This window comes from Arthrobacter sp. FW306-07-I, assembly GCF_021800405.1.
Taxonomy (GTDB): domain Bacteria; phylum Actinomycetota; class Actinomycetes; order Actinomycetales; family Micrococcaceae; genus Arthrobacter.
On sequence record NZ_CP084550.1, the window covers coordinates 560529 to 572605 of the forward strand.

The window sequence follows — 12077 nt, forward strand, 5'->3', positions numbered from 1 at the left end:
CTTGGAACATTGCCGTTAAACGCCATCTCGCGGAGGTGACTGTGGTGCTCCGTTGCCGGACCGGCGCCCCGGATTTCGGGGGGCCTGTTGCGAAGGGCGTGCCGGCCCGGCAAACGGAAGTTTCTTGAGTGTCAGGCCGCAGCCAGCTCCTCAACCGTTGCCTTCTCGCGGGCCTCGGTCAGGTAGCGGGCATAGGCGGGAAGCGTGAGGAAGGACGGGAACTCGGTGGCGAGGGTGACTTCCTCGAAGATGTCCCGGGCGTCCTCGAACCGGTCGCCGTCGAAGCGTTCCAGCCGGGCGAATTCCTCGTCCAGCAGTTCCTCCACCCACTCGTGGCTGACGATCTCGCCGTGGTCCGTGATGGCCCGGGCATAGATCCACTGCCACAGCTGGGACCGGGAGATCTCGGCGGTGGCGGCGTCCTCCATGAGGTTGTGGATGGCCACCGCGCCGTTGCCGCGCAGCCAGGACTCGATGTAGCGGATCCCCACTTCGATGTTGTTCCGAATGCCCTGTTCGGTGATGGTGCCGTGCAGGGAAGCAATATCGATGAGGGCACGGTCGTCAGGGGTGACGTCCTCGCGGAGCTTGCCGAGCTGGTTGGGGCGGTCGCCGAGGACGCCGTCGAACACCTCACGGCAGATGGGCACCAGGTCCGGGTGGGCCACCCAGGAGCCGTCGAAGCCATCATTGGCCTCGCGGGTCTTGTCAGCGCAGACCTTCTCGAGGGCGTTGGCGTTGGCTTCGGGGTCCTTGCGGTTGGGCACGGCTGCAGCCATACCGCCGATGGCCATGGCGCCGCGCTTGTGGCAGGCCCGGACCAGCTGTTCGGTGTAGGCGCGCATGAAGGGGGCCGTCATGGTCACCTGGCTGCGGTCCGGCATCACGAAGCGGGGGCCGCGGGTGCGGAAGTTCTTGATGATGGAGAAGATGTAGTCCCAGCGGCCGGCGTTCAGGCCCGCGGCGTGGTCGCGCAGCTCGTAGAGGATCTCCTCCATTTCGAACGCGGCGGTGATGGTTTCGATCAGCACCGTTGCGCGGATGGTGCCCTGCGGGATGCCGAGCAAGTCCTGGGCCAGGATGAAGATGTCGTTCCACAGCCGGGCTTCGAGGTGGTTCTCGATCTTGGGCAGGTAGAAGTACGGGCCCTTGCCCTGGGCCAGAAGGCGGCGGGCGTTGTGGAAGAAGAACAAGCCGAAGTCCACGATGCCGCCGGCGACCGGCTGGCCGTCGATCAGCATGTGCTTCTCCGGCAGGTGCCAGCCGCGGGGCCGGACCACGATGGTGGGCAGGTCGCCGGCCGGGCGGAGCTTGTATTCCTTTCCCTCTTCGCTGGTGAAGTCGATCCGGCGCTCCAGCGCATCGGTGAGATTCAGCTGGCCCTTGATGACGTTGCGCCATGTCGGGGTGGAGGAGTCCTCCATGTCCGCGAGCCACACCTTGGCTCCGGAGTTCAGGGCGTTGATGGTCATCTTCTTGTCCACAGGGCCCGTGATTTCCACCCGGCGGTCCTCGAGGCCAGGTGCCGGGGGAGCGACCCGCCAGGACGGGTCATTCCGGATGTGCTCGGTCTCCCGGAGGAACCGCGGATCGGCGCCGGCAGCGATGTCAGCCCGCCGCGTGCGCCGTGCCTGCAGCAGCTCCTGCCGGCGGCTGGCAGTGGCCCGGTGCAGCTTCGCGATGAACGTCAGAGCGTCCGGGGTAAGTACTTCGTCCTGCCGGCAAATCGGCTGCGCGGTCAGGGTAATGCCATTGATCGTGAAGCTATCGGTGAAGCTGTTCATCTCAGTCTCCTTAAAGACAAAAGGGAAGTTCGACGGCGGGACTTACCTGGGTGGGCCGGGATCGGAAATCCTCCGCGTGCTATCCCCATCTCCGGCGTAAGACCTCGCAAAGCTCGGTCGACGCCGGGGACAGGGCCCCTTTACGCACGCTTCCGGATTCCCCATCCCGGCCAGGCGACGTCACGCTCAGGCGCGTGCCGCCGTCGTGCCTCTTCGGTGAGCGAGGCGAATGGCTCACCTTGGGCGAAAATTAGTGGAACTGGCCCTCTTCGGTCGATCCGACCAATGCGAGGGTGGAGGCGTTCGGGTTGAGCGCCGTGGAGATGCTGTCGAAGTAGCCGGTGCCGACTTCGCGCTGGTGCTTGGTTGCGGTGTAGCCGCGGGACTCGGAGGCGAATTCCTTTTCCTGGAGTTCGACGTAGGCGCTCATGCCTTCCCGGGCGTAGCCGTGGGCGAGGTCGAACATCGAGTAGTTCAGGGCGTGGAAGCCGGCCAGGGTGATGAACTGGAACGTGAAGCCCATGGCGCCGAGCTCGCGCTGGAACTTGGCGATGGTGTCGTCGTCCAGGTGCTTGCGCCAGTTGAAGGACGGCGAGCAGTTGTAGGAAAGCATTTGGTCCGGGAACTCGGCCTTGACCGATTCGGCGAACTTGCGGGCCAGTTCCAGGTCCGGGGTGCCCGTTTCCATCCAGATGAGGTCGGAGTACGGGGCGTAGGCCTTGGCGCGGGCGATGCAGGGTTCGATGCCGTTGCGGACCTTGTAGAAGCCCTCCGCGGTGCGCTCGCCGGTGATGAATTCCTGGTCCCGCTCGTCGACGTCGGAGGTGATGAGGGTGGCTGCCTCGGCGTCGGTGCGGGCGATGACGACGGTGGGGGTGCCGGCGACGTCAGCTGCCAGGCGGGCGGCGTTCAGGGTGCGCACGTGTTGCTGGGTGGGGATGAGCACCTTGCCGCCCAAGTGGCCGCACTTCTTTTCGGATGCCAGCTGGTCTTCCCAGTGAACACCTGAGGCGCCGGCCTGGATCATGGACTTCATGAGCTCGTACGCGTTCAGTGGGCCGCCGAAGCCGGCCTCGGCGTCTGCAACGATCGGGACCAGCCAGTCCTCAACGGTCTGGATGCCCTCGGAGAACTCGATCTGGTCGGCACGGAGCAGGGCGTTGTTGATGCGACGGACCACGGTGGGGACCGAGTTGGCCGGGTAGAGGGACTGGTCCGGGTAGGTGTGGCCCGAGTTGTTGGCGTCCGCTGCAACCTGCCAGCCGGAGAGGTAGATGGCGCGGAGGCCGGCCTTGACCTGCTGCACGGCCTGGTTGCCGGTGAGGGCGCCCAGGGCGTTGGTGTAGCCGCCGGTCTTCTGCTCTTCGGTGAGCTGCTTCCACAGCTTCTCCGAACCCCGCCGGGCCAGGGTGTGCTCTTCGGAGACGCGGCCGCGGAGGCGGACGACGTCGGAAGCTGAGTAGTCCCGGGTCACACCTTCCCAGCGGGGGTTGGCGGCCCACTCGAGCTCCAGGGCGGCGGCCTGCTCTTCGGGCGTCTGCTGGGTGGGCTCAAATGCTGCAGTCATCGTTGATCTCCTTGATTGAGCTCCGGATGGAGTAGGTGGGAGCCGCGTCGTTGAGGCTCCCACCGGCTTATCCGGCGCGGTGTTTCTTTCCGTGACAACTACTTTTCAGCACTTTCAACCCCCTTTCTAGATGAAAGTGGTGGAAAGAAATGCACTTCTTCACGTATTCTTCAGAAATGTCGCCTTCAAGTTGGAACAGAGACGTTTCCCAGCCTCCGTCCACCGCCGCAGCGGAACTGGACGTTATCGCCCTGGGCCGCCGGGTCCGCCATCTGCGCAAACAAGCCGGGCTCACGCTCGATGACCTGAGCGCCGCCGTCGGCACCGCGCCCAGCCAGCTAAGCCTGATTGAAAACGGCAAGCGCGAGCCCAAGCTGACGCTGCTCCAGCACCTTGCTGCAGCGCTGAACGTCACCATCGACCAGCTGCTCGGCGCTGAGCCACCCAGCCGCCGGGCCGCCCTTGAGATCGAGCTGGAACGGTACCAGCGGGGGCCGCTGTACGAGTCCCTGGACCTGCCCAAGATCCGCATCAGCTCGCGGCTGCCGCTGGATGTCCTGGAGGCCCAGGTGGGGCTGCTGCATGAGCTGGAACGCAAGATGAATGAGCAGGTGGCCACCCCCGAGGAGGCACGCCGCGCCAATGGTGAGCTGCGGGCGATGATGCGGGAACGGGGCAACTACTTTCCTGAGTACGAGGCCGAGGCACAAAAGGTCCTCAAGGAGGTGGGCTACACCACCGGTCCGCTGAGCCAGCACGTCATTGCGGATATCGCCGCGCACCTCGGTTTCACCCTGCACCACGTGGGGGATCTGCCGCATTCCACCCGTTCAGTGACGGATTTGAAGAACCGCAAAATTTACCTGACGCAGAGCCAGCGGCAGGACCATGACCCCCGCTCGGTGTTGCTGCAGGCGCTGGGGCACTACGTCCTGGGCCACGAGACGCCCAAGAACTACGGCGACTTCCTTGCGCAGCGGGTGGCCACCAACTATTTCGCCGCCGCACTATTGCTGCCCGAGCAGGCCACCGTCGAATTTCTGCAGAAAGCCAAGGCGGCCAAGGAAATCGCGGTGGAAGACATCCGGGATGCCTTCGCCGTTTCCTACGAGACCGCGGCGCACCGCTTCACCAACCTGGCCACGAAGCACCTGGGCATCACCACGCACTTCCAGAAGACACACCAAAGCGGCATCATCTACAAGGCCTACGAGAATGACGGTGTGAACTTCCCCCAGGACCACACCGGCGCCATCGAGGGGCAGCCGTCGTGCAAGGCCTGGACGTCACGGGCAGTCTTCGATGTGCCGGACAAGTTCAGTGCCTACAGCCAGTACACCGATACGCCGTCCGGGACCTACTGGTGCACCGCGCGCACTGAGCGTTCCCCCAGCGGTGAATTCTCGCTCAGCATCGGGGTGCCGTACCAGCACGTGAAGTGGTTCCGTGGCCGCGAAACCAGCGCCCGCGCCACCTCCAACTGCCCCGACCCCACCTGCTGCAAGCGGCCGCCGGCCGAACTGACCAACCAGTGGGCAGGCAACGCCTGGCCGTCGGCACGTGCCCACTCGCATCTGCTGGCTGCGATGCCTCCCGGAGCCTTTCCCGGCGTGGACGAGACTGAGGTGTACAGCTTCCTGCAGGCCCACTCGGGGAGTTAGCAGAAACGCCCCATGAGATCTTGCCGGTTTCTTCACGACGCGCCATCAGATCTTGCGGCCTTCTTCACGACGCGCCATCACTTTCTTGAGGAAAGTGATGGCGCGTCGTGGCTTGTGCTGCGAAAGGTGAGCGGGCGTTGGGGTTTAAGCCGTCATAAGTGAGCGGGCGTTGGAGGATTTCCTGCGAAAGGTGAGCGGGCGTTTGAGGGTTTCCTGCCAAAGGTGAGCGGGCGTCCCAGCTAGCCGTGCAGCGTCCGGTACGCGTCCGCGGCGGCGGCGTGCAGGGGGACGCCGGCGGTGTTGATGAGGCTCTCCGCGCTAAGGAACTGAACGCCCAGGGTTGACTGCGGAATCAGCTCCCCGGCGTTGTGCACCAGCAGCTGCACCGTCCGCTCCACGGTGGCGTTGTCCAGGTCCCGGCGGCACAGGAGCAAGTTGGGTGCTCCCACCGTCCACACTGCCGGAACACCGGGATAGCTGCCTTCCGGGATCAGGACGCGGTCGTACATGCCGCCATATCGTCGGCGCAGTTCCGGCAGCAGACCCGACAAGTCCAGCAGTCCAAGTGCCACCTCCTGCTGGGCCGTCGCGATGGCAGCCGTGGGAACCCCGCCGGACCAGAACAGGGCATCAACCGTTCCAGCTTTAAGGGCGGCGATCCCGTCATTGAGGCCAAGGTTCTCGACGGCGGCAGTCCCGGCAGCGGGCGCAGCGGCATCCGCCGAGGTGCCCAGGCCTGCTGCCTGGAGCAGCCGGGGAGTGGTCAGGGACGTGCCCGATCCCGGCTGGCCAACCGCAACCCGGCGTCCTGCCAACCCGGAGATGTCCCGGATGCCGCTGTCCTTCCGCACCACGCAGTGGACGTAGTTTTCGTACACCTTCCCAATGGCGGCGATCTCCGCTCCAGCGCCCGGCTGGACGGCGGCGTCGGCCAGGGCTACGGCAAAGGCGGCCCGCCCGGCCTGCAGTTCGGCGATATTGTCCAGGCTTCCGCCCGTGGCCACCGCCCGCGCGTGCGCGGCAACGCCGTGGCGCTCCAGCGCGGCGGCCAGCAACGTTGAGAACTCCAGGTAGAACCCGCCCGGTTCGCCGCCGGCCACCACCAGGGTCTCGGGCCGGTCCCCGCCGGTACAGGCAACGAGGGAGGGCGGCAGCAACGCTCCGAGTCCGACGGCGAGGGCTGACTTCAGCACGGACCGTCGGGGCGGGAAGGGGCCAGGGAAGCCGGGGGAGCCAGCCGTGCCCGGGGAACCAGAAGCACCAGGGTCAGGCACGCGTACCACTTCCTTCGGACGAAGGGTCCACCCGCCCAGCCGGTAGCACGGGAAATTCGATCCGCGCTGACAACCCCTGCGGAGTGCCTTCGGCCAGGACCAGCCGTCCGCCGTTGGCTGCGGCAAGCTCGCCCACGATCGTCATGCCCAGCCCGGTCCCGGGAACGGAAGAGTGCCGCGGGGACCGCCAGAACCGGGTGGCAGCAGAGGCGCGCTCTGCGGCGGAAAGCCCCGGCCCGTCGTCGGAAATTTCCACAACCACCACGTCCTGTTCCCGCCGGACGGCCCCCGTGACCGTCGCGCCGGGCGCGTACTTGATGGCGTTGTTGAGAAGCTCGCCTGCCATCTGGGCCAGCTCCGCCGGATGGCAGGCAACCAGCACCGGCGGCTGCGGCGGGTCGGAAAGGGCCAACGTGGAGCCTGCCTGTTCCGCCAGCGGCGCTGCCCGCTCGATCTCCCCCTGAAGCACGGGATATGGATCCACCGGCTGGGCAGGCGGCTGCTGCGGCGTACTACCGGCAGCCCGGAGGTACCCTTCGGACGCCCGGTGCTCCGCGGCCGCAAGCTTCAGGACCCCGTCCAGGATCTCCTCCACCCGGTCCAGCTCCGCCACGGCACGCTCGGCAGCATCGTGTTCGCGGGCCGTCTTGAGCTCGAGCTGCAGCAGGTCCAGCCGCAGCCGGAGCGCCCCCACCGGATTCCGGAGCTGGTGCGAGGTATCCGCGATCAGCTGGCGCTGCGCCGCCATGCTGGCGCTCACGGTCCTGGCCATCGCGGTGAAGGAACGGCTCAATTCCCGCAGCTCCGGTGGCCCGTCCTCCGGGAGGCGTTCCATGCGCCCGGTCCGCTCCAGCTCATGCACTGCCGAATCCAGGCGGAGGACTGGCCGCAGGACCCAGCCGGTGACGCGGGCAGCCCCCACCAGGAGAATGGTGGCCAGCGCCACTGCGGCGACGCCCACCCCAAGCCAGCGCTCACGAAGCTTCTGCTGTGCCGTGTCCGCATGGACGTCCAGGACCACGGCGCCCAGGACTTGGCTGGCACTGCCGAAGGGCCGGAAGATGACGCGGGAGCCGGAGGCGAAGGGTTCAAGCGGTTCCAGGGACGTGCCGCTCACGTTCAGCCGGGCAAGGGACAAGGCGTTCTGCACGTCCGCCCGGTCGGCGGACAGGCCCCCGGAGGCCAGGGTCGCCGCCTGCACCCGGACCACAATGCCCTCGCCGTAAAGCCCGGAGTACGTGTCCATTTCCCGCTGCAGCCGCACAGTGTCTCCGTCGCCCGCCGCATCGAAGGCCACCTGCGCCAGCCGGTTCAGCGAGGCCGCCCGGTTGATCTGCAGCTCCTGGGTCAACTCACGGGATGCCGACGTGAGGATGGTGCCCGAAATGAGGAAGACCACCACCAGGCAGAGCACGCTGAGCACACCCAGGACCCGCAGCCTCATGCGCCGGCCGCCTCCACCCGGTAGCCCACGCCGCGAACGTTGATGATGAAGCCGGGCTTCTGCAGTTTGGCCCGCAGCCCTGTGAGGTGGACGTCCAGGGAACGGGATGATGCCAGGAAGGCATCGCCCCACAGTGCGTCCAGGATTTGTTCGCGGGTGACCACCGAACCGGCGTGCCGTGCCAGCAGGGCCAGGAGTTCGAATTCCGTGGCGGTGAGGGGCAGGGGCAGCCCGCCCTTGGAAGCCGCGTGCCGGTTGAAGTCGATGGCGAGGTCGTCCAGCACGATGATGTCTTCCTGCGGGGTGCCGCCCGCGCGCCCCGCCCGCCGGGTCACCGCCTCGATCCGGGCCAGCAGTTCCACCAGCTTGACCGGCTTGACCAGATAGTCGTCCGCGCCGGAACGGAGCCCGAGCACCACGCTGCGTTCGTCGTCGCGGGCAGTCAGGATCAGGATGGGCACATCGGTGACCTGCCGGAGCTTGCGCAGGACCTCCAGTCCGTCCATGTCCGGCAGGCCCAGGTCCAGGAGAATCACCTGGAAGTTCCGGTGCGACAGCAGTGCGTCCGCGCCCCGGGCGAGCCGCTGCGGGTGGTGCCCGGCGCTTTCGACGGCGGCGGTAAGGGCGCCGGCCATGGCGTCGTCGTCCTCGACGATCAGCACGTCCATAGCCATTTTCCTTGCTGTTTGTGCAGTGTCCGGTTCATCCCCCGCCTTTGGAGATTACCGCCTAAGGAACGGTTATGCCCGACGGCGGCCGGCAGGCAGGGCGGGAAGGCGGGCCAGGCAAAACCTAAGGAAGTGTTAGGAAATGCCCTGCCACGTTGGCTGTGCGGTGGATCACCCATACCGTTGATGAGGCCCTCCGGCGTTGGAGGACGCACGTCACCACAAGGAGGAACTCACCGATGAGCACCCAACAAACCGCGCCCGTATCGGAGGCCGCCCAGACCCGGCGGGCCGTGGGCAACATCCTGAAGGGGTCCGCCGGCAACCTTGTGGAATGGTACGACCTCTACGTCTACACGGTCTTCGCAGCCTACTTCCAAGCGCACTTCTTCAATTCCAAGGATGAACTCCAGGCGGGCCTCGAAGCGATGGCCGTCTTCTCGACGTCGTTCCTCATGCGGCCCATCGGCGCCTGGTTCTTCGGGCGGTACGCGGACCGCCACGGCCGGAAGGCTGCACTGACGCTCAGTGTCACCCTGATGTCCGCCGGCTCCTTCGCCATCGCCGTGCTGCCCACCCAGGACGTCATCGGCCTGTGGGCCATGATCCTGCTGGTGATCATCCGTGTGATCCAGGGCTTCTCCGTGGGCGGTGAGTACGGCACCAGCGCCACCTACATGTCCGAGGCTGCCACCACCAAGCGCCGCGGGTTCTTCTCCAGCTTCCAGTACGTCACGCTGGTGGGCGGCCAGATGCTGGCCCTGCTGGTCCTGGTAATCCTGCAGAACGTCATGCCCAAGGGCGACCTGAACGAGTGGGGCTGGCGCATTCCGTTCGCCATCGGCGGCGTCGCGGCCCTCGTCGTGCTGTGGCTGCGCCGCTCCATGGAAGAGACGGTTTCCGCCGAACAGATCAACGCCGCCAAGGCCCCCGCGAAGCCGGGCCAGGCGCAGCCGGGCACCATGAAGCTGCTTTTCACCGGCTACTGGAAGCCGCTGCTGGTCTGCATCGGCATCACCCTGGGCGGCACCGTGGCGTTCTACACCTACACCAACTTCATTCTGAAGTTCATGAACGATACGTCCGGCATCGCCAAGACCGACACCTCCGTGATCAACTTCTGGGCCCTCTTCATCTTCATGCTGCTGCAGCCCGTCTACGGCATCATCTCGGACAAGGTGGGCCGCAAGCCCCTGCTGCTTTGGTTCGGCATCACCGGCGTGCTGTTCACGTGGCCGCTGCTGTCCACCCTGGCCGGCACCAAGGATCCGTTCACCGCGTTCCTGCTCATGATGGGCGGCCTGGTGATCGTGGGCGGCTACACCTCCATCAACGCCCTGGTGAAGGCGGAGCTCTTCCCGGCCTCCATCCGCGCCCTGGGCGTGGGCCTGGGCTACGCGATCGCCAACTCGCTGTTCGGCGGCACCGTGCCGCTGATCGGCGCGGCCTTCCAGAAGGCGGAGCGGGAGGACCTGTTCTTCACCTACGTCACGGTGGCCATCGCCATCTCGCTGGTGGTTTACATCTTCGCGCTGAAGAACAAGAAGACAACGCACCTGGACGACGAGCAGGGCCACGCCTGGGAACAGGCACCCCAAGGCGGCAAGGACAAGGACGCCCTCGGCGTTTAGTCCGGAAGGCACCCAAGGGTGCCCGTCTCCCAAGGAGGCGTACGACGGCGGCTGCCCGGCCGCCGTCGTACGCCTCCTTTTTGTTTCGGCTTGCTGCTGCTGCTGAATACCTGTTCCGAAGTGCCCGCTGAGGTGGGCGGACTATATTGGGCCATGTCAGAACACCACCACAATCGCGGGAGTCTGCACCTATGGCCAAGGAACTTGCCACCCAACTCATCGAACAACTCCAGGCTGCCGGTGTGCAGCGGATTTACGGGATCGTGGGTGACAGCCTCAACCCGATCGTGGACGCCGTCCGCCAGACGGGAGGCTCCGCGAAGGGCGGCATCGACTGGATCCACGTCCGGCATGAGGAGGCCGCCGCCCTCGCCGCTGCCGCCGAAGCACAGCTCACCGGCAGGCTGGCCGTGTGTGCGGGTTCCTGCGGCCCCGGAAACCTGCACCTGATCAATGGCCTCTACGACGCCAACCGTTCCGGTGCCCCCGTGCTGGCCATCGCCTCGCACATCCCCAGCAAGCAGATCGGCAGCAGCTTCTTCCAGGAGACCCACCCGGACCGGCTTTTTAACGAGTGCTCGGTCTACTCCGAACTGGTCAGCACTGCCGAGCAGGCGCCGCGCGTGATGCACAGCGCCATCCAGCACGCGCTGGGTCTGGGCGGAGTCGCCGTCGTGACCCTTCCCGGTGACATCGCGGGCCTGGAAGCAGTAGGCCCAACTCCCGCGCCGGCCACCTTCCGGCCGGCAACCCTGGTCCCGGACCCGGCCAGCGTGCAGGCGCTCGCGGACGCCATCAATGACGCCGGCAAGGTGGCCATCTTCGCCGGGGCGGGCGTGGAGGGCGCGCACAGTGAGCTGATGGCGCTCGCCGAGCTGGCCAAAGCACCGGTGGGGCACTCGCTGCGCGGCAAGGATTTTGTCCAGTACGACAATCCGTTCGACATCGGCATGACGGGCCTCCTTGGCTACGGGGCGGCGGCAGAGGGCATCGAGGACGCAGACCTGCTGATCCTCCTGGGCACGGACTTCCCGTACGACCAGTTCCTGCCGGACACCCGCACCGCACAGGTGGACCGGGCGGCGCAGCGGCTGGGCCGGCGGACCGACGTCGATATTGCCGTGCACGGCGACGTGCTCCCCACGCTTCGCGCGCTGATCCCGCTGGTGAAGGCCAAGAAGAGCCGCCGGTTCCTGGACCAGATGCTCAAGAAGCATGACCGGCTGATGAACAAGGCCGTGGGCGCCTACACGCGCAAGGTGGAGAAGAAGCAGCCCATCCATCCCGAGTACGCGGCGTCGTTGCTGGACCAGGTGGCCGCCGAGGATGCCATCTTCACCGCGGACACCGGCATGTGCAACGTCTGGACTGCACGCTACATCAACCCGCTGGGCACCCGACGGCTGATAGGTTCCTTCCTGCACGGCTCCATGGCCAACGCCCTTCCGCACGCGATCGGCGCGCAGCTGGCGTACCCGGGGCGCCAGGTCATTTCGGTGTCCGGCGACGGAGGCTTGTCCATGCTGCTGGGCGAGCTCATCACTGCCGCCGCGTACAAGCTGCCGGTCAATGTGGTGGTGTTCAACAACTCCACCCTGGGCATGGTGAAACTGGAGATGCTGGTGGACGGGCTGCCCGACTTTGGCGTGGATGTGCCGGACGCCAACTATGCGGCCGTGGCACAGGCGCTGGGTTTCCACGCCGTGCGGGTTACCGATCCGGGCCAGATCGAGGCGGCCTACCGGGAGGCGTTTGCGCACCCCGGCCCGTCGCTGGTGGAGCTCATTACCGACCCCAACGCGCTGTCCATTCCGCCGAAGATCTCCGGATCGCAGGTGATCGGGTTCGCCACCGCCATGTCGAAGGTGGTCCTCAACCGTGGCGCGGGAGAGGCCGTCAGCATGGCCCGCAGCAACCTCCGGAACATTCCGCGTCGGTAACCTCCTTTCCACACGCCATCACGCAGCGCCCTTAGAGCCGGAACGCCCCTGCACTGATTGCAGGGGCGTTCCGGGTGTTCGTGCGAAAGCTGATGGCGCGTTTTGTGG

General features: G+C 66.3%; 8 protein-coding genes. 3 read left to right on the forward strand and 5 right to left on the reverse strand.

Annotation, left to right across the window (positions count from 1 at the left end):
* Nucleotides 1-131: 131 nt before the first annotated feature.
* Entirely contained in the window at nucleotides 132-1784 is a 1653-nt protein-coding gene (gene aceB, locus LFT46_RS02760) for a malate synthase A (RefSeq protein ID WP_236821188.1), read from the reverse strand.
* A gap of 250 nt (nucleotides 1785-2034) precedes the next feature.
* Nucleotides 2035-3351, reverse strand: coding sequence for an isocitrate lyase (gene aceA, locus LFT46_RS02765; protein WP_236800968.1), 1317 nt, complete (start codon nucleotides 3349-3351; stop codon nucleotides 2035-2037).
* Nucleotides 3352-3500: 149 nt separating this feature from the next.
* Here aceA and LFT46_RS02770 point away from each other — a divergent pair, with 149 nt between their 5' ends.
* Complete coding sequence (locus LFT46_RS02770; protein ID WP_236800970.1) at nucleotides 3501-5012, forward strand: helix-turn-helix transcriptional regulator; 1512 nt, start codon at nucleotides 3501-3503, stop codon at nucleotides 5010-5012.
* A gap of 239 nt (nucleotides 5013-5251) precedes the next feature.
* Here LFT46_RS02770 and LFT46_RS02775 read toward each other — a convergent pair whose 3' ends face one another.
* From LFT46_RS02775 to LFT46_RS02785, 3 genes are all read right to left on the reverse strand, one after another.
* The gene (locus tag LFT46_RS02775; RefSeq protein ID WP_236821971.1) at nucleotides 5252-6205 is read right to left on the reverse strand and encodes a TAXI family TRAP transporter solute-binding subunit; all 954 of its coding nucleotides are present in this window, start codon (nucleotides 6203-6205) and stop codon (nucleotides 5252-5254) included.
* Between the two features lie 73 nt (nucleotides 6206-6278).
* Nucleotides 6279-7730 (reverse strand): sensor histidine kinase, encoded by a 1452-nt coding sequence (locus LFT46_RS02780; protein WP_236800972.1) that lies wholly within the window; start codon nucleotides 7728-7730, stop codon nucleotides 6279-6281.
* Nucleotides 7727-8398: a response regulator transcription factor gene (locus tag LFT46_RS02785; protein ID WP_236800973.1), complete on the reverse strand. Its 672-nt coding sequence runs from the start codon at nucleotides 8396-8398 to the stop codon at nucleotides 7727-7729. The genes LFT46_RS02780 and LFT46_RS02785 overlap by 4 nt, the downstream gene beginning before the upstream one ends.
* Nucleotides 8399-8637: 239 nt before the next feature.
* On the opposite strand from LFT46_RS02785, the gene LFT46_RS02790 reads away from it, so the two are divergent.
* Together LFT46_RS02790 and LFT46_RS02795 are read left to right on the forward strand one after the other, a co-directional pair.
* A complete protein-coding gene (locus tag LFT46_RS02790; protein ID WP_236800974.1) occupies nucleotides 8638-10029 on the forward strand; it encodes an MFS transporter in 1392 nt (463 codons plus the stop codon).
* Between the two features lie 191 nt (nucleotides 10030-10220).
* Nucleotides 10221-11969, forward strand: coding sequence for a pyruvate dehydrogenase (locus tag LFT46_RS02795; RefSeq protein WP_236821189.1), 1749 nt, complete (start codon nucleotides 10221-10223; stop codon nucleotides 11967-11969).
* Nucleotides 11970-12077 lie beyond the last annotated feature (108 nt).

Bases quoted from the DNA above. Each gene is read 5' to 3' on its own strand.
- aceB (WP_236821188.1), bottom strand. From the start codon at position 1,784: ATGAACAGCTTCACCGATAGCTTCACGATCAATGGCATTACCCTGACC.
- aceA (WP_236800968.1), bottom strand. From the start codon at position 3,351: ATGACTGCAGCATTTGAGCCCACCCAGCAGACGCCCGAAGAGCAGGCC.
- LFT46_RS02770 (WP_236800970.1), top strand. From the start codon at position 3,501: ATGCACTTCTTCACGTATTCTTCAGAAATGTCGCCTTCAAGTTGGAAC.
- LFT46_RS02780 (WP_236800972.1), bottom strand. From the start codon at position 7,730: ATGAGGCTGCGGGTCCTGGGTGTGCTCAGCGTGCTCTGCCTGGTGGTG.
- LFT46_RS02785 (WP_236800973.1), bottom strand. From the start codon at position 8,398: ATGGACGTGCTGATCGTCGAGGACGACGACGCCATGGCCGGCGCCCTT.
- LFT46_RS02790 (WP_236800974.1), top strand. From the start codon at position 8,638: ATGAGCACCCAACAAACCGCGCCCGTATCGGAGGCCGCCCAGACCCGG.
- LFT46_RS02795 (WP_236821189.1), top strand. From the start codon at position 10,221: ATGGCCAAGGAACTTGCCACCCAACTCATCGAACAACTCCAGGCTGCC.